Source organism: Streptomyces sp. NPDC058257, assembly GCF_042881845.1.
Lineage (GTDB): Bacteria > Actinomycetota > Actinomycetes > Streptomycetales > Streptomycetaceae > Streptomyces.
In genome coordinates this window covers 78,903-96,351 of sequence record NZ_JBHVXJ010000012.1, presented here as the reverse complement: position 1 = coordinate 96,351, position 17,449 = coordinate 78,903, and the positions used below count along the sequence as shown (strand labels likewise).

Here is a 17,449-nt window from a genome sequence, read left to right as displayed (position 1 = left end):
ACGATTCGCTCGTTTTGCTGAACGTGTCGTCGAATGTGAAGTCCCCCTCCCCGTCCCGGGATCTCTCCGGTGCCGTCGATGTCGAGCAGGCCGAGGCCGCCCTCGTGGAGCACTACCCACGCCTGGTGCGGCTCGCCTATCTGGTCCTGCCGCCCAGTCTCGGGCGCAACCGGAGGGTCCTGACCGCCCACGCGCTCACCCAGCGTGCGCTCCCCCGCAGCCGCAGGTCCGGCGATGACGAGGCCATTCCGCTGCAGCGTTCGGGGGACGCACGCGGCGGCGACCCCGGGTACGCCTACGTACGGCTGCGCGTCCTGCGCACCGCGCTCGACGCCGGGCTGCCGCTGCGGCGCGGCGCCTGGCCCAAGCGCTCGCAGTTGCCGCCGCTGCTGCCGCAGGTGTGGGGCCTGCGGCTCTTCCCCCGCTCGGGCGGAGCCGACGAACTCGCACTGGACCAGCGGCTCGCGGCGCTCTCGGGCCCCGCCCGGGCCGCGTACGTCCTGCGCGGTCTTGAGCGGCTCCCCGACAGTGACGTACTCAAGGTGCTCGCCGCGGTCGGAGTCGACGAGCCGGGTGCCGCGCTGACCGAGTCGGACAGCGTGGACGCGGCGTTCGACCTGCTCAAGTCCCCCGAGTTCGACCCCTGCTCGCTGCAGGCGCGGCCCACCGATCTGATGCGCCGCAGGCAGCACATGAAGGCCGCCGGCGTCGCGCTCGTGGCCACCCTGGTGTGCGGGGCGCTGCTCGGGCTCCCGGGCGACGGGTGGGGGCCCGACGGCGCCGCCGCGCCCGCGTACGCGAAGAACCCGGCCGGGCAGGCCGCGCTCGACCCGGGGCAGCTGACGAAGGTCGCGGCAGGCACCTGGAAGAGCTCCGCCCGTGCCGACTTCTCCGTGTGGCCCGCCAGGGGCGCGCTCATCGGTGACGACGCCCTGCTGCGGCGGGCCCTGGCCGTATGGGCACGCCCCGGCGAGTCGGTGCAGGTCTCCGCCACGCCCGGCACGGCGGCGGGCGCTCCTCCCGGGCCCGCGCAACTGCTCTTCGCGGGCGAGGTCGACGCGGCGCGGGTCGTGCTCCTCTACGACGGACTGCGCATCGTGCGGTACGCCGAGCCCAAGGACGGCACCGGCGGAGCCGCACTCGACTTCGCGCGCGCGGACGGCGCGACGAGCGCCGAGGCGGGCGCCGTGGTGGTCAACCGTGTCGACGGCAACGTGCGCTATCTGACCGCGCCTTGGGTGGACGGTGTCGCCGTACGTGATCTGCTGAAGCCGCAGGCGAACGCCAGCCCTCTCAAGCGGGACGCCGAGGGCGTGACCGAGCCGTTCGCCAGTCCGGCGCAGGCCCGCTCGTGCACGTCCTGGGACGCGCTGCAACTGCGGGACAACACGGGCGTGAACCGGCTCTCCACCGACCTCGGCGAACTCGTCCCCGCCCATCTCACCGCGGGCCGCCCGCAGGCACCTCGTGAGGCCACGGCCGCGAACTGGTCATCGACGGCCTGCTCGCTCACCGACGCGCGCTCGAACGGCGTGCGCTCGGTGAACTCCTGGCAGTACGCGCGTCAGGTGCTGCCCGAGGCGAACGGCGCGGCGGCCTGGATCTGCACCCGGGCCGACACCTGGCGGGGCGACGGAGGCCGGGCCCTCGCGCAGTTCCAGGCGGCGGGCGCGGCGGCCGTGGCGGCGAAGGCGGAGGACTCCGCGGCGTGCGGAGGGCGGGAGCCCTCGGTGCTCGCGGGAGTGCGGTGGAAGTCCCGGGCCGGTACCTGGTACCTGCTGGGCGGCGGCAGCAAGGACGTCGTCTCGGTCGGGGCCGCCGGAGGGTCGCAGACTCCCGGCAACACCCTGAGCGCGCCCGTGGAGCGGGGCGCTCGCGCCGGGCTCACCGGGCGGCTCGCGGACGGCAAGAAGGTGTCGACACTGCGCTGAGCCGTCAGCCGTCAGGCGTCGGACGGGGCCGGACCTCGCAGGTCAGGTCCTTCAGGTCCTTCTCCAGGAGCGTCACGCCGTACGTGCTCCCGTCCGCCGCCACCTTCCCCGGCAGCTCACCCACCACCACGTAACCCGCCGCCTCGTAGTACTCCCGCAGGCGCGGGTTGGACGACACGCAGTCCAGGCGGCAGCGGTCCCGGCCCGCATCGGCTATCCGCCGTTCCGCGCGTTCCAGCATCGCGCGGCCCGTTCCGGCCGGGGCGCCGCGCCGTGTCATCAGGCGGTGCACATAACCCGCGACGGGTGGTTGTTCGCCCCAGGCGGGCTCGTCCGCCCACCACACCTCGTACGCCCCGGTGACGATCTCGCCGTCGTACGCGAGCCAGACCTCGTCCTCGTCCGACGCGATCCGCCCGCGGAAGTGCTCCGCGCCCTTGTCGCCGGGCTTCCACTGGTCGATCCCCCGGTTCAGCATCCAGCGTGCGGCACCGTCGTAGAGGGTGACGAGGGTGGGGATGTCCTCTTCGTCGGCCAGGCGGTGGGTCAACTGCTCTGCTCCTGCGGTACCAGTTCGATCAGGCGGGTGATCAGCTCGGTGAACGGGCCTTCCGGTGGCTCCGCGGCGAGGATGCGGCGCAGGATCGCGGCCATCTCCTCGTCGTACGCGGCGCTCACCGCGGAGAGCGCCGCGAAGTCGTGCACCAGTTGCAGTTCGAGCTCGGCGCGCGGAATGCGGCGTCCGTCGAGCCAGATGAGCGCCGTGGACTCGGCGAGCGAGATCCAGGAGCGGATCACCAATTCGAGCCTGGCCGGCGGGTCCGTGACGTCCAGGTGCGCGAGGATCTGGACGTACGCGGCCTGCCGCACCGAGTCGATGAGCGCGTTGGTGGTGGACGAGCCGACCGCGGGGCCGCCGCGCATCAGCGCGGAGAAGCCTGGGCCGTGCCCGTCAACGAAGTCGAGGAAGCGGCCCATCACGCGCAGCAGGCGCGCGCCGAGCGGACCTTCCCTCGGTTCCACGAAGCGGTCGGCCAGGTCGTCGGCGGCCCGCTGCAGCGCCGCTTCGTACAGGCTGAGCTTCCCCGGGAAATAGTGGTAGACCAGCGGGCGCGAGATGCCCGCGGCCGCTGCTATCTCGTCGATGGACACGTCGTCTGGCGAGCGGTGGCTGAACAGGTCGAGCGCGACCCCGATCAACTGCTGCCGCCGCTCATCGACACCCATTCTGCGGCGCACCCCGGTAGTCATGCGAACACCTTACCGAGCAGATCCGGCCGTCCAAGGGGCCGGTGGGCCCCAACTGTTCACACCTCTCACATGTCGAGCACGATCCGGCCGCCGCTCGCCCTCGACACACAGATCAGCATCGAGTCGGCACGCTCGGCATCCGTGAGCAGTTCGTCCCGGTGGTCGATCTCCCCTTCCAGGACCCGCTGTTGGCAGGTTCCGCAGAAACCCTGCTCGCAGGAGTAAGCGGTGTCGGGCAGCTCCGCGCGCACCGCGGAGAGCACCGTGGTGTCGGCGGCCACGGAGAGAATCCGCCCGCTGCGGCGCAGTTCCACCTCGAAGGCGGCGTTGCCGTCCGTCGACGTGTGGGGCGTGAAACGCTCCAGGTGCAGGTCGGCTCCTGCGGGCAGCGCCGCCGCCACCGCCTCCATCAGGCCTTCGGGGCCGCAGACGTGGACGGCGGTGGAGGGGTCCAGGTCCGCGAGGAACGCGGCGAGGTCCGGGCGGCCGCCCTCGTCCTGCGCGACGACCGTGAGCCGACCCGCCCTCGCGCCCGCCAGTTTCTCCACGTCCTCCAGGAACGGCATCGAGGCGCGGGAGCGTCCCCCGTACAGCAGCCGCCACTCACGGCCCGCGGCCTCGACCGCCCGCAGCATGGGCAGGATCGGGGTGATGCCGATGCCGCCCGCCACGAAGACGTAGACCTCGGCGTCGGCCAGCGGGAAGCGGTTGCGCGGGCCGCGCACCTCCACCTCCGCGCCCGCCCGAAGCTGCTCGTGCACCTCGCGCGAACCGCCCCGGCCGCCCTGCTCCTCGCCGATCAGACGGGTCGCGACGGTGTACGAGGAGGTGTCCTCCGGGTCCCCGCACAGCGAGTACTGGCGGACGAGGCCCGAGGGCAGGACCAGGTCCAGATGGGCGCCCGGCTCCCAGGCGGGCAAGTGGTCACCCTCCAGGCGCAGTTGTACGACGCCGTCGGCGACCGTCTCGTGCCGGGTGACGACCAGGCGAAGGGCGCGCGAGCGCGGGCGGCCCGAGACCGGTTCCTCCAGGGCGGGCAGCGGCCAGAGCGGGGATGCGTCGATGCGGCGCCGCATGGCCCGCTTGGCGAGCAGGGCCGCGCCCGTGACGAGCAGGACGGTGCGGATGCGCGGCATGTCAGTGCGCTCCCTTCGGCAGCGATTCCGTCGCGGTCTCGGCGGCGGTGGCCGCCGGGGAGGAGGCGAGGTAGGCGACGGCCTGTGCGGTGCTGCCCTCGTGGGAGGGGTGGTAGGCGCGGCTCAGATAGCGGGGGATGGAGCGGATCATGTCCGGCGTGGTGGGCAGCGTGCCCTTCTTTCCGCCCTGGTAGAAGTCCTTGAAGGACGCCTTGGCGCCGATCAGCGTCGGGTCGTTCTCCATGAAGAAGCGCGCGCCGCGCTGCCAGAGGAAGACCAGGGCGGTGAAGGCGGTGGCCCAGGTGCGGGCGCGGCGGCGGTAGCTGCCGTCGACGTGCATGAAGAGGTCGAAGGCGACGGAGCGGTGCTCGACCTCCTCCGCGCCGTGCCAGCGCAGCAGGTCGAGCATCGTCGGGTCGGCGCCCCTGCGGTCAAGCTCGTCCGCGTTCAGGACCCAGTTGCCGAGGAAGGCGGTGTAGTGCTCGATGGCGGCGATCATCGCGACGCGCTCCATGAGCCACCACTTGCGGGCCTTGCCTGGCGGCAGCGTCCGGTCGCCGAGCATCTTCTCGAAGAGCCAGTCGACCTGGGCGGTGTAGGGCGTGGGGTCCAGGCCCTGCTCCTTGAGGTGCGGCAGGACCTCGTCGTGGGCCTGCGCGTGCATGGCCTCCTGGCCGATGAAGCCGATCACGTCCTCGCGGAGCCGGTCGTCACGGATGTACGGCAGGACCTGCTTGTACACGTGGACGAACCAGCGTTCGCCCGCGGGGAGAAGCAGGTGCAGCACGTTGATCGTGTGCGTGGCGAAGGGATCGCCCGGCACCCAGTGCAGCGGGGTGTCCTCCCAGGAGAAGGAGACTTTGCGTGCCTTGAGCGGTATGTGCTCGGACGCGACGGGCCTCGGCTCCCGGCTCTGCGGATTCGACATCGCCGTATTAGACATGGCGTCAATGTACTGACGGGTAGGCCCGTGGGTACAGGTGTGTGCGGCTGTTTCTTTCAGCCCGTCCCGCACGCTTCAGCACGTCCCGCCCAGCGCTTCAGCCCCGATCCGCCCCGTGCTTCAACCCGTCCTGCGCAGCGCTTCAGCCCGTCCTGCCCCGCGCTTCAACCCGTCCTGCGCAGCGCAAGGAGCGCGATGTCGTCCTCCCGGTCGCGCCCGAAGCACGTGAGGAGCGTGTCGCACAGGTCGGCGACGCCTCGCGGCGCGCCCTCGGCCGCCGCCCGCAGCTGCTCCATCGACACCGCCAGATCCGTACCGCGCGTCTCGATGAGCCCGTCCGTGACCATCAGCAGGCGGTCACACGGCGCGAGGACCACCTCGCTCGGCCGCGGCCTCTCCAGGCCGAGGCCCATGAGCGGCCCGCTCGCGTCGACGTACGCGGCCGTGCCCTCGTCGCGCACCACGAGCGGCGGGATGTGGCCCGCGTTGGCGATCCGGGTGCGCCCGGTGGCCGGGTCGACCAGGGTCAGGCACATCGTGGCGGTCACGCCCGGGTGGTAGTGCTGCAGCATCCGGTCCAGGCGCAGCGCGAGCACGCGGGGGTCGGGGTCCTCGACGCAGTACGCGCGCAGGGCGTGCCGGATCTCGACCATCACGGTGGCCGCGTCGAGAGAGTGCCCGACGACATCACCGATGCCGGCCAGGACACCGGCGGGCGTGGGAAGCGCCGCGTAGAAGTCCCCGCCGATCTCCGCCTGGCGCGAAGCCGGTTCGTAGCGGACGACGACGTCCGTGCCGGGCAGCTCCGGCAACTGCGAGGGCAGGAAGCTGCGTTGCAGGGTCAGCGCGACGTGGCGCTCCTCCTCGTACATCAGCAGGGGCTCAGCGGCCAGCGCGGTGGCGTGGGCGAGCCGCTCGACGAGGTGCCCCGTCTCGCCGGAAGGGCCCTCGTGGTACGCGGGTGTCGCGAGGCACACCAGCATGCGCCCTTCGCTCAGGCGGGCCAGGACGAGGTCGGCCTCCTCCAGGGCCGCGTCGCGCCACTGCCCGACGGACCGCACCGGACGGAAGAACCCCGCCGGCCACAGCGGAGACGGCACTACGGTGTGGCGCACGCCCGTGCGCCCCGACATGATGCGCCGCATCAGCCTGGCCACCGCCTCGTGCGCCCCGGGGTCCGGCAGCGAAGCGGGGGCCCTGCGCCGCGAGAGCCCCCGGTGGATCTCGCCGCCCTCGCCCAGCACGAACACCGCGGCCGGACCGTCGGCCAGCCGCGCGGCACCCGTGGCCCCCGCGTCGGCCAGCTCGTCGAGGCAGCGCGCCGACTGCACGTCCAGGATCGCGGCGGCGAGCAACGCAAGCCGCCCGACGCGCAACTGCGCGTCACTGCGGCCACGGGCACCGCGCGCGGCGGCCCGTACGACCGCCTGGATCTCCTCCGGTTCGGCGGGCACCGTCAGATAGGACTCGCCTCCCGCGTCGAGCCCCCGGCACCGGTCGGCGGGCGGGCGGGGGGCCGCCGAGAAGTGGACGACGGGCAGGGCGGCGATGGGGGGCAGCTGCTTCATGCGGCGGCAGAGTTCGTAGCCGCTCATGTCGGGCAGGCCGACGTCCACGAGCGCCACGTCGGGCAGGTCCCCCGCCCGCATCCGTACGTCGAGTTCGATCAGTGCCTCGCTCGCGCTCGCGGCGAGCAGCACACGGTGCCCGGCCCTGCGCAGGACCGCGCTGAGCGCGTACCTGCTGGCGGGCACATCGTCGACCACCAGGACCGTGCTGACCGTGACCACCCCACCTGCTTGCCCTTGACGCTCACGCGGGACCCATCGGCGCGGAACGGGGCAGGCCGACTGGTGCCTGCCCCATCAAGTTAGCGTCCCGCCGCTCGCCCCGGGAGAAGACGGCGGCAGCTCGACCCGGAACGGTAAAGGTCACCGAAGTCGCCGCGTCCACGACCCGCCTGCCCGTACAATCCCTTGATTCGGCCTGCCCGGGGCAAGCGCTCGGCACGTCCGTGACCTGCTTCGACTCCTGCTTCGACTCCTGCTTCGACTCCTGAGGAGTGGCGCCGAGGTGGACGGCGGGAGTCCGCGCGCCGCATGGCTGCGGCCCCCCGGCACCCCCTCACGTCCCCCGCGGCGGGAGAGGCCTCGTCCACCGCGCCTCGCCCTCCGTACGGAGGCGAATGCGGCGCCGTTCGCACAGACCCTCAGCACATCGCGGTACGCGGTCTTCGTGACCTTCCCCCGGCGCGGGACGTTCACCCCAGTGCCGCACATCCCCCGACCACTGAGGGACTTCATGACCCAGCACGTCACCGCCGCCCCCGCCGCCGACGCCTCGTCCGACGACTCCGCGCGCCGCGAGTGGTGGCGCGACGCCGTCATCTATCAGGTCTATCCGCGCAGCTTCGCCGACCTGAACGGCGACGGCATGGGCGACCTGCCGGGCGTCACGGCCCGCCTCCCCCATCTGAAGCGGCTCGGCGTGGATGCCGTCTGGCTCTCCCCCTTCTACGCGTCCCCGCAGGCCGACGCCGGGTACGACGTGGCCGACTACCGCGCGGTGGACCCGATGTTCGGCACCCTGCCGGACGCCACCGGGCTCGTACGGGAAGCCCACGCGCTCGGCCTTCGCGTGATCGTCGACGTGGTGCCCAACCACTGCTCGGACCAGCACGAGTGGTTCAAGCGGGCGCTGCACGAGGGCCCGGGGTCGGCGCCGCGCGAACGCTTCCACTTCCGTCCGGGGAAGGGCGCGGACGGTGAACTGCCGCCCAACGACTGGGAGTCCATCTTCGGCGGCCCGGCCTGGACGCGAGTCGCTGACGGCCAGTGGTATCTCCACCTCTTCGCGCCCGAGCAGCCCGACTTCAACTGGGAACACCCGGCGGTGCACGAGGAGTTCCACTCCATCCTGCGCTTCTGGCTCGACCTCGGCGTCGACGGCTTCCGCATCGACGTGGCCCACGGCCTGGTCAAGGCGGCGAACCTGCCCGACATCGGCCACGAGAAGCAGGTGAAGCTGCTCGGCGGACAGGCCGTCCCCTACTTCGACCAGGACGGCGTGCACGAGATCTACCGCGCCTGGCGGCGGATCCTTCAGGAGTACGCGGGAGAGCGGATCGCCGTCGCCGAGGCGTGGACGCCCACGGTGGAGCGCAGCGCGCGGTATCTGCGCCCGGACGAGCTGCACCAGGCCTTCAACTTCGAGTATCTGACGACCGGTTGGGACGCGGCTGCGCTGCGCGCCGTCATCGACCGCTCCCTCGCCGCGATGAACGCCGTTCAGGCGCCCGCCACGTGGGTGCTCTCCAACCACGACGTCGTACGCCACCGCACCCGCTTCGCCGACGGCGACGCGGCGCGCGGCCTGCGTCGGGCGAAGGCGGCCACTCTGCTCATGCTGGCGCTGCCCGGATCGGCGTACATCTACCAGGGCGAGGAGCTGGGCCTGCCCGAGGTGACCGAGCTGCCGGACGAGGTGCGTCAGGATCCGGCGTTCTTCCGCAGCACCGGGCAGGACGGGACGCGGGACGGGTGCCGGGTGCCGCTGCCGTGGTCCGGGCAGCGGGCGCCGTTCGGCTTCGGGCCGGTCGAGGGCGGCCCGAGCTGGCTGCCGCAGCCCGCGGGGTGGAAGGACCTCACGGTCGAGGCCCAGGAGGGCGACCCCTCCTCGACCCTGGAGTTCTACCGTCGTGCGCTCGCCGTACGCCGGGAGCACCCGGCGCTCGGCGCGGGCCGCGACGTGGAGTGGCTCGACGCTCCTGCGGGCGTGCTGTCGTTCCGCCGCGCCACGGCAGGGGGCACGTTCGTCTGCACGGTGAACCTGGGCTCCGCACCCGCCACGGTCCCCACCCCCGGCACCGTGCTCCTGTCCAGCGCGGACACGACGCCCGGCGCCACCGGAACGAACCTCCCGGCAGATTCAACGGTCTGGTGGGCAGCCTGAGATGTGACCGGTACAGTCCAATCCTGTGACCGCGCGACTGGCCGACATCGCAGCGCAGGCGGGGGTCAGCGAAGCGACGGTCAGCCGAGTGCTCAACGGCAAGCCCGGCGTCGCCGGGGCCACCCGCCAGTCAGTGCTTGCCGCACTCGACGTGCTGGGCTACGAACGCCCGGTGCGCCTTCGCCGGCGCAGCGCGGGTCTGATCGGGCTGATCACGCCGGAGCTGGAGAACCCGATATTCCCGGCGCTCGCCCAGGTCATCGGGCAGGCGCTGACCCGGCAGGGGTATACGCCGGTGCTCGCCACCCAGACGCCGGGCGGCTCCACGGAGGACGAGCTGACGGAGATGCTGGTGGACCGCGGCGTCTGCGGCATCATCTTCGTCTCGGGGCTGCACGCGGACACCTCCGCCGACATGCAGCGCTATGAACAGCTGCGCGCGCAAGGCGTGCCGTTCGTGCTCGTCGACGGCTTCTCCCCCAAGGTACGGGCGCCCTTCATCTCGCCGGACGACCGGGCGGCGATGCGCCTCGCGGTCACCCATCTGGTCTCCCTGGGGCATACACGGATCGGCCTCGCGCTGGGCCCCAAGCGGTTCGTACCCGTACAGCGGAAGATCGAGGGCTTCGTACGCACGCTGCAGGACCTCCTGTCGCTCACTCCCGAGGAGATCGAGGCCGATCTGGTCCAGCATTCGCTGTACACCCTGGAGGGCGGGCAGGCCGCGGCGTCCGCACTGATGGACCGCGGCTGTACGGCCATCGTGTGCGCGAGCGACATGATGGCCCTGGGGGCGATACGGACGGCGCGTGAGCGCGGATTCGAGGTCCCCGACGACATCTCGGTGGTGGGATTCGACGACTCCCCCCTGATCGCGTTCACCGATCCGCCCCTGACCACGGTGCGTAAGCCTGTGCCTTCGATGGGGCAGGCAGCGGTACGCACGCTCCTTGAGGAGATCGGCGGCACGCCCGCCCCGCACAGCGAATTCGTCTTCATGCCGGAGCTGGTGGTTCGAGGTTCAACAGCTTCTTCCCCTCGGGGACGCACTCGTCCGTAGGGCGTAGAGAATGCGGCCTGAACCAGACCTTGGGATGATCGGTCGGAACGCCGATATCTGGCAGACTCTGTGCCTATGGGTGAGATGACTGTGACCACACTGGAAGGCCAGCAGCGGCCCACCGCATCACCCATCGCGGGCGAGCAGGATGACCGCAATGGGCGCAATCTCCTGCGTCGCCTTCGCGCGCCACGCCGCCCCCGGCTCTGGTTCGAGATCCTGCTGATCGCGGTCAGTTACTGGACGTACTCCCTGATCCGCAACGCGGTGCCGGAACAGAAGTCACAGGCCCTGCACAACGCCGACTGGCTCTGGAAGGTCGAGCAGCACCTCGGGATCGCCGTGGAGCAGAGCGTCAACCACGCGCTGGACTCGGTGACTTGGCTGATCGTCGGAATGAACTACTACTACGCGACACTGCACTTCGTGGTGACGCTCGGCGTCCTGATCTGGCTGTTCCGCAAGCATCCGGGACGCTACGCGGCGACGCGCACGGCACTCTTCGCGACGACGGCCGTGGCCCTGCTCGGCTACTACCTGTACCCCCTCGCTCCCCCGCGCCTGATGAACGGCCACGACTTCATCGACACGGTCCTCGTCCACCAGACCTGGGGCTCCATGGCCTCCGGCGACCTCAAGCACATGTCGAACCAGTACGCGGCGATGCCGTCGATGCACATCGGCTGGTCCCTGTGGTGCGGCCTGACGATCTTCGCCCTGGCCTCGGTGCCGTGGGTGAAGGTGCTCGGCCTGCTCTACCCCACGGCGACCCTGATCGTGATCGTGGCCACCGCCAACCACTTCTGGCTGGACGCGGTGGGCGGCATGATCTGCCTGGCGTTCGGATTCGCGGTGGCGCGGCTCTGGTACGGGGCGATGCCGTACCGGCTGGCGCGCGAGGTGGCGCTGCGGGAGGGCGAGGCTCCGCCGCGGTCGACCAAGGCCGAGGCCTGAGCGGAGCGCCGCTCCGGCTGTCACGGGTGGCGGTGGGCGCGTACGTCAGACCCCGGCCACCCCGCCGACGAACTCACTCCAGGCTCCGGGCCCCACGATGAAGGCGGGGCCTTCGGGAACCTTGGAGTCACGAACGGCGCGGGCGCCGTCGGGGAGGTCGGCGACCTCGACGCATTCATGTTCGCCCGCGCTCGCGGATGACTTGCGCCAGGTGACGGCGGAGAGGTCGTGGCCTGACTGCTCCGCCTTCGAGGTGTTCACTTGCGGCTTCTCTCCTCCAACTGGGCGACGAGTGCCAACGTATCGTCCATCGAAAGCGCCGCTGCGACAATGCGTTCGAAGGCGTCCGCGAAGACCCGAACCTCATCGCTCCCCTCCACGTAGGTCGCCCCGATCAGGTTCTCCAGCGTGACGACATCCGGCATCGGACCGGGAAACCCCGCGAGGCTGAAGCCGCCCGCTCCCCCTGGGTGCGGAGTGGCGGCCAGCGGCATGACCTGGAGAGTTACGTTGGGCAACTCCGCGACGTCGAGCAAACGCTGCAGCTGCTCCCGCATGATGGCCGGACGCGCCGCGAACCGCTGATGGAGCACGGCTTCGTGAATGACCGCCCACAGCTTCAACGGGCCGCCGGGTCGCGTCAGCACGGCCTGGCGTGCCTGCCGGACCTCCGCGAGAGCCGCCACTTCCTCCGCTGAACGCGTCGTGGCGTTGGCGGCGATGGTCTCCCGTGCGTACGCGGCAGTTTGGAGCAGCCCCGGGATCAGCAGCGGCGCATAGGCGCGCACACTCTCCGCATCCGACTCCAGGGAGATGTAGTCCGCGTAGGCAGGTGAGACGACCCCGCTATAGGTCTGCCACCACCCTTTCTTGCGGGAGTCCTTAGCCAGCCCTCCCAATGCCACCACGACTTCGGGGTCGCCGACCCCGTACAGCTTGAGCAGTTCAGCGACTTCGGTGGGCTTGATGTGCGCCTGGGCCGTCTCGATCCGGGACAGCTTCGGACCGAGCCAGCCGACTCCGGCGGACGCCGATTCGAGGGTCATCCCTGCGGCATTGCGGTACCGGCGCAGGGCTTCACCCAGGCGACGGCGTCGAACAGTGGGTACGGGGCGCACGTTTGGCATGCACCGAGTGTCACATCACCCTGAGTGGAAATCGACTGGAACAAAGTAGCTAGTAATCAATTGAGGTGACAAACTTGCGTGTTGCTGTGAAAGGGCGCCACTGTTAGTTCAACGCGCCGCAACTGAGCGGCTGTTGAGCGGAGGTCACCTTGACCCTCACCCCTCACCGGGAGACCAGCCCCGGCATCACCACCACCGCCCACCTGGGCCACTACCTCACCCGCACCCCCACCGGCTTCGTCCTCCACATGTCCGCATCGCCGCGCAATCTCCGCGCGGCACGCGGCCTCACCCAGGACGTGCTGTGCGGCGCGGGCGTCGAGCCCGACGCGGTCGACAGCGCCCAGTTGGTCCTCGCCGAGCTGTACGGCAACGCCGTCCAGGCCTGCGGCGACTTCGTGCCACTCGTGGCGGAGGTGGAGGCGCGCCCCGCCGGAATCTGGGTCCGCCTGCACGACCCGGACCGAAGGCGCCTCCCCCACCACACCGGCGCACGACTGGACGATCCCGGCGCCGAATCGGGGCGGGGCCTGCCGCTCATGGACCTACTGGCGCCCGGCTGGGACGTGACACGGACGCCCATCGGCAAGCAGGTGCGGTGCCTGCTGCCGCACGACGGGTATTGAGCACGCAGGGCGTCTACGGGGCAGGGCTTGACGTGAGGCCCGCCTGGAGGATGCGGAGGTAGGCGTCGGTCGCGGCGGGCCGCCGGTCCGCCGGGTGCTCGTTGACGGCGTGGATCAGTCCGCACAGGAGCTTGAGCAGGTTCTCGCCGGTGAGTGCGGGCTCCGGGTCAATACGTGCGAGCAGGCGGGAAGCGGCTGCGCCCAGTTCGCCCTTGGCCTGGCGCAGGGAGTCGGTCTCATCGGTCTCGGTGATCAGGATGTCGATGAGGCCGGGCTGGGCGAGGGCCGCCGAGAGTGCGGCATGGAGGAAACCGATGAGGGCCTGGACAGGCTCCGGCTGCCGCTCCGCCTCGGTCGCCACGCCGACGAGGGCGCGTACCGAGTCCTCCAGGATGGCCTCCAGCATCGCCCGCTGGGTCGGGAAGAGCCGGTAGACCGTCCCGACCCCTACCCCGGACCGGTGTGCGAGCTCGTTGAGGGTGAGCGTGATCTCCCCGGCCGTGACGGCAGTGTGAGCCTCGTCGAAGATCCGCTGCCTGTTCCGTACGGCGTCGGCCCTCATCTTCCTCCCTCACGTTCTTCCTCGTCCCTCACGATCCTAGGTGGATAGGTTATCAGGTTGATGCTACGGTCAAGTGGATAGCTAATCCACTTCGCCGTACCCGGGAGCAGCCATGACTGTCGTATTCGTGCACGGAGTGCCGGAGACACCGACCATCTGGAATGACCTCCGGCAACGGATCGAGCAGCCCACCGTGGCCCTCCGCCTGCCCGGCTTCGGCAGCACCCGCCCGCCCCACGTGCGGGACAAGGAGACGTACGCGGCCTGGCTGGCCGACGAACTGCGCTCCGTTGAAGGGCCAGTTGATGTCGTCGGCCATGACTGGGGCGCCCACCTCGCGATGCGGGTCGTCTCCGCCTACGACGTGCCGGTACGCAGCTGGGTGTCCGACGTCGCCCACGGCTGGCACCCCGACTACCGGTGGCACGAGGCGGCCACCTACTGGCAGAAGAGCCCGCAGGGCGAGGAGTCGCTCGCCGGACTGCGCAAGTCACCCACGAGCAGCGGCCCCACCTTCGGCGACCTCCTTCGCCCACGGGGTCTGGGCGCCGACCTCGCGAAGGAGATCGACGAGGTCCACGACGAGGAGATGAGCGCCGCCATCCTGGCGCTCTACCGCTCGGCCTGGCCCAACTTCCACGCCGACTGGGGCAAGGACTTCGACCGCCCCGCCGCCGCCCGGGGACTGATACTGGCCCCGACCGGCGACCCCATGGCGCAGCCCGCGCAGGACCGGGACATGGCCGAACGGCTCGGGGCGCGGCTGACGGAACTGGACGGCCTCACCCACTACTGGATGCTCCAGGACCCCGGACGGGGAGCAGACGTGCTGCGCCGCTTCTGGGCGTCGCTCCCCGACTGAGGACCGCCCGCGCCCAAGGCCTACGCCCCGTAGAACCGCTCCTCCATCACGGCCCGCGCCCTGCGCGTGGTCCGCCGGTAGTCGTCGAGCATGTCCCCCACGTGCCCGGGGTCGTACCCCAAGTACCGTCCCACCGCCGCCAGTTCACGCCCATCCGAGGGGAACGTGTCGCCCGCCCGACCGCGCACCAGCATCACCGCGTTGCGCACCCGGGCGGCCAGCACCCACGCCTCGTCCAGGATCGCCGCGTCCTCGGTCGGGATCAGCTCCGCCGCGCAGGCCGCCGCGAGGGCCCGGCGGGTGCGGGTCGTGCGCAGGCCCGGTTCGGCCCAGCCGTGGGTCAGCTGCATGAGCTGGACGGTCCATTCGACGTCCGAGAGGCCGCCGCGGCCCAGTTTGGTGTGGAGGGTCGGGTCGGCGCCGCGCGGCATGCGTTCCGCCTCCATGCGGGCCTTCAGGCGGCGGATCTCGCGGACCGCGTCCTCGCCGAGGCCCTCCGCCGGATAGCGCAGCGGGTCCACAAGTTCGATGAAGGCACGCCCCAGCTCCGCGTCGCCCGCGACCGGTTCGGCCCGTAGCAGCGCCTGGGACTCCCAGACGAGGGACCAGCGGCGGTAGTAGGCCTCGTACGAGGCGAGAGTCCGCACCAGCGGGCCGCTCTTGCCCTCCGGACGCAGGTCCGTGTCTATCAGCAACGGCGGGTCGGCGCTCGGGAGTTGGAGGAGCCTGCGCATCTCCGAGACCACCTGGGCCGCCGCTTTCGCCGCCTCGTGGTCCCCGACGCCCTCGCGCGGCTCGTGGACGAAGAGGACGTCCGCGTCCGAGCCGTAGCCCAGTTCGTGGCCGCCGAAGCGGCCCATGCCGATCACCGCGAACCGCACCGGCAGCGTGTCGCCCCAGCCTTCGCGGACCACCGCGCGCAACGTGCCCGCGATCGTCACCGCCGTGAGGTCGGAGACCGCGTCGCCCACCCGGTCGAGGAGCGCGCCGGGGTCGGCCGCCGCGGGGCTCTCCTCCGTGCCGTACGAGCCGATGATGTCCGCCGCCGTCGTGCGGAACAGTTCGCGGCGGCGGACGCCTCGTGCCGCCGTCACCGCCTTCTCGGCGCCGTCCGCGCGGCCCACCGCTGCCAGGGTCTCCTGTTCCAGGTGGGCGTGGTCGCGCGGTTCGAGGCCTCGCAGGTCGCCGAGGAGGGCCACCGCTTCGGGGGCGCGCAGGAGGAGGTCGGGGGCCAGACGTCCGGCGGACAGGACGCGGGCCAGGTTCTCGGCCGCCGCGCCCTCGTCCCGCAGGAGCCTCAGATACCAGGGGGTCTTGCCGAGCGCGTCGGACACCTTGCGGAAGTTCAGGAGTCCCGCGTCGGGGTCCGCCGAGTCCGCGAACCAGCCGAGCAGTACGGGGAGCAGGGTGCGCTGGATCGCCGCCTTGCGCGTGACGCCCGAAGCCAGCGCCTCCAGGTGGCGCAGGGCGGCGGCGGGGTCGTGGTAGCCGAGGGCCACCAGGCGTGCGCGGGCCGCCTCCGTGCTCAACCGGGTCTCTACGGGCGCAAGTTGGGCAACGGCGTCCAGGAGCGGACGGTAGAAGAGCTTCTCGTGCAGGCGGCGTACGACCGAGGTGTGCCGCTTCCACGCACGGTTCAGCTCCGTGATCGGCTCCGTCCGCATGCCCAGGGAACGGCCGATGCGCCGCAGGTTCGCGTCGTCCTCGGGGATCAGGTGGGTGCGCCGCATCTTGAACAGCTGGATGCGGTGCTCCAGAGAACGCAGGAAGCGGTACGCGTCGTCGAGCTGCACCGCGTCCACGCGTCCCACGTAACCGCCGGCCGCGAGCGCCTCCAGGGCCACCAGGGTCGAGCCGCTGCGGATCGAGGTGTCACCGCGGCCGTGCACCAACTGCAGCAGCTGTACGGCGAATTCGACGTCCCGCAGACCACCCGGGCCCAGCTTCACCTCGCGGTCGACCTCGCCCGCCGGGATGTTCTCCACCACCCGGCGGCGCATCTTCTGCACGTCGGGCACGAAGTTGTCGCGCTCGGCCGCGTGCCAGACGAGGGGCGCGAGCGTGGCGACGTACTCCTCGCCGAGTGTCAGGTCCCCGGCGACCGGGCGGGCCTTGAGCAGCGCCTGGAACTCCCAGGTCTTGGCCCAGCGCTGGTAGTAGGCGAGGTGGCTGCTGAGGGTGCGCACCAGGGGGCCGTTGCGGCCCTCCGGGCGGAGGTTGGCGTCGACCGGCCAGATGGTGCCCTCGACCGTGGTCTCCGAGCAGATCCGCATCATGTGCGAGGCGAGCCGGGTGGCGGCCTGGACCGCCTCGCCCTCCTCGGCGCCCTCCACCGCCTCACCGACGAAGATGACGTCGACGTCCGACACGTAATTCAGCTCGTGGCCACCGCACTTGCCCATCGCGATGACCGCGAGCCTGCACTGCGCGGCGTCCGCCGGGGCCGCCGTCTCGGCCATGGTGAGCGCGGCGCGCAGGGTGGCCGTCGCGAGGTCCGCGAGCTCGGCCGCCGCCTCGGCGACGTCCGTCGTGCCGCAGACGTCACGTGCCGCTATGGCGAGCAGGCAGCGACGGTAGGAGACGCGGAGCAAGTCCGGGTCGGTGGCATCCTCGAGGCCGCGCTCGAACTCCTCGACGCCGGGGTGCAGGTCGGCCAGCTCGTACGTGGCCAGGGCCCGCCAGTCGCCGGGGTGCCGGGCCAGGTGGTCGGCCAGGGCCTCGGACGCGCCGAGCACGCCGAGCAGCCGGTCACGCAGCGGCTTGGCGCTGACCAGGGTGTCGAGCAGCTCCCGGCGGCTGGTGTCGTCGGGCTGGCCCTCGACCAGACGCAGGAGGCCGAGAAGGGCCAGGTCCGGGTCGGCGGCGGCGCTCAGGGCATCAAGGAGCACCGGATCGGTGCGCACCGAGGACAGCTCGGGAGCGTCGAGCAGCCGCTCGGCGGCGGACGGATCAGTGAAACCATGCCGCAGCAGCCGCGTGAACGTACTGCTTCTGCGCCCTTGCGGCACCGTCATCCTCGCGCCTCCGTTCGATCACTCCTGGCTCG

Annotated in this window: 15 protein-coding genes; 6 read left to right on the top strand and 9 right to left on the bottom strand. The window is 71.4% G+C overall.

Translation table 11 applies throughout. The annotated features are described in order from the left end of the window. Positions 1-35 precede the first annotated feature (35 nt). Positions 36-1,931 (top strand): hypothetical protein, encoded by a 1,896-nt coding sequence (locus ACFVXC_RS26725; RefSeq protein ID WP_389909638.1) that lies wholly within the window; start codon positions 36-38, stop codon positions 1,929-1,931. Positions 1,932-1,935: 4 nt separating this feature from the next. Here ACFVXC_RS26725 and ACFVXC_RS26720 read toward each other — a convergent pair whose 3' ends face one another. The 5 genes from ACFVXC_RS26720 to ACFVXC_RS26700 form a co-directional block, all read right to left on the bottom strand. Further along, positions 1,936-2,481 (bottom strand): GNAT family N-acetyltransferase, encoded by a 546-nt coding sequence (locus ACFVXC_RS26720; RefSeq protein WP_389909635.1) that lies wholly within the window; start codon positions 2,479-2,481, stop codon positions 1,936-1,938. Continuing rightward, complete coding sequence (locus ACFVXC_RS26715; RefSeq protein WP_389909632.1) at positions 2,478-3,182, bottom strand: TetR/AcrR family transcriptional regulator; 705 nt, start codon at positions 3,180-3,182, stop codon at positions 2,478-2,480. The genes ACFVXC_RS26720 and ACFVXC_RS26715 overlap by 4 nt, the downstream gene beginning before the upstream one ends. 65 nt (positions 3,183-3,247) lie before the next feature. Further along, positions 3,248-4,318 carry a PDR/VanB family oxidoreductase gene (locus tag ACFVXC_RS26710; protein ID WP_389909629.1) on the bottom strand — a complete coding sequence of 357 codons (1,071 nt, stop codon included), beginning with the start codon at positions 4,316-4,318 and terminating at the stop codon, positions 3,248-3,250. 1 nt (position 4,319) lies between these two features. Further along, on the bottom strand, positions 4,320-5,246 hold the full coding sequence (locus ACFVXC_RS26705) for a metal-dependent hydrolase (protein WP_389910024.1): 927 nt from the start codon (positions 5,244-5,246) through the stop codon (positions 4,320-4,322). Between the two features lie 179 nt (positions 5,247-5,425). Beyond that, on the bottom strand, positions 5,426-7,051 hold the full coding sequence (locus ACFVXC_RS26700) for a SpoIIE family protein phosphatase (RefSeq protein WP_389909626.1): 1,626 nt from the start codon (positions 7,049-7,051) through the stop codon (positions 5,426-5,428). Between the two features lie 511 nt (positions 7,052-7,562). Between ACFVXC_RS26700 and ACFVXC_RS26695 the strand changes: the two genes are divergently transcribed. The 3 genes from ACFVXC_RS26695 to ACFVXC_RS26685 all read left to right on the top strand — a co-directional run bounded on the left by ACFVXC_RS26695 (position 7,563) and on the right by ACFVXC_RS26685 (position 11,226). Next, positions 7,563-9,212, top strand: coding sequence for a glycoside hydrolase family 13 protein (locus ACFVXC_RS26695; protein ID WP_389909623.1), 1,650 nt, complete (start codon positions 7,563-7,565; stop codon positions 9,210-9,212). A gap of 25 nt (positions 9,213-9,237) precedes the next feature. Further along, positions 9,238-10,272: a LacI family DNA-binding transcriptional regulator gene (locus ACFVXC_RS26690; protein WP_389909620.1), complete on the top strand. Its 1,035-nt coding sequence runs from the start codon at positions 9,238-9,240 to the stop codon at positions 10,270-10,272. A gap of 75 nt (positions 10,273-10,347) precedes the next feature. Beyond that, positions 10,348-11,226 carry a phosphatase PAP2 family protein gene (locus ACFVXC_RS26685; protein ID WP_389909617.1) on the top strand — a complete coding sequence of 293 codons (879 nt, stop codon included), beginning with the start codon at positions 10,348-10,350 and terminating at the stop codon, positions 11,224-11,226. A gap of 45 nt (positions 11,227-11,271) precedes the next feature. On the opposite strand, the gene ACFVXC_RS26680 is transcribed toward ACFVXC_RS26685, so the two are convergent. Both ACFVXC_RS26680 and ACFVXC_RS26675 read right to left on the bottom strand, forming a co-directional pair. Continuing rightward, positions 11,272-11,487: a DUF397 domain-containing protein gene (locus tag ACFVXC_RS26680; protein ID WP_389909613.1), complete on the bottom strand. Its 216-nt coding sequence runs from the start codon at positions 11,485-11,487 to the stop codon at positions 11,272-11,274. Next, the gene (locus ACFVXC_RS26675) at positions 11,484-12,353 is read right to left on the bottom strand and encodes a helix-turn-helix domain-containing protein (protein ID WP_389909610.1); all 870 of its coding nucleotides are present in this window, start codon (positions 12,351-12,353) and stop codon (positions 11,484-11,486) included. Before ACFVXC_RS26675 ends, ACFVXC_RS26680 begins: the two co-directional genes overlap by 4 nt. A 149-nt stretch (positions 12,354-12,502) precedes the next feature. On the opposite strand from ACFVXC_RS26675, the gene ACFVXC_RS26670 reads away from it, so the two are divergent. Then, complete coding sequence (locus ACFVXC_RS26670) at positions 12,503-12,979, top strand: ATP-binding protein (protein ID WP_389909607.1); 477 nt, start codon at positions 12,503-12,505, stop codon at positions 12,977-12,979. Between the two features lie 13 nt (positions 12,980-12,992). Here the strand turns inward: ACFVXC_RS26670 and ACFVXC_RS26665 are convergent, their stop codons facing one another. Continuing rightward, positions 12,993-13,541 (bottom strand): TetR/AcrR family transcriptional regulator, encoded by a 549-nt coding sequence (locus ACFVXC_RS26665; RefSeq protein WP_389909604.1) that lies wholly within the window; start codon positions 13,539-13,541, stop codon positions 12,993-12,995. A gap of 112 nt (positions 13,542-13,653) precedes the next feature. On the opposite strand from ACFVXC_RS26665, the gene ACFVXC_RS26660 reads away from it, so the two are divergent. Continuing rightward, complete coding sequence (locus tag ACFVXC_RS26660) at positions 13,654-14,403, top strand: alpha/beta fold hydrolase (protein WP_389909601.1); 750 nt, start codon at positions 13,654-13,656, stop codon at positions 14,401-14,403. A gap of 20 nt (positions 14,404-14,423) precedes the next feature. Here the strand turns inward: ACFVXC_RS26660 and ACFVXC_RS26655 are convergent, their stop codons facing one another. Next, the gene (locus ACFVXC_RS26655) at positions 14,424-17,417 is read right to left on the bottom strand and encodes a bifunctional [glutamine synthetase] adenylyltransferase/[glutamine synthetase]-adenylyl-L-tyrosine phosphorylase (protein ID WP_389909598.1); all 2,994 of its coding nucleotides are present in this window, start codon (positions 17,415-17,417) and stop codon (positions 14,424-14,426) included. Between the last annotated feature and the right edge of the window lie 32 nt (positions 17,418-17,449).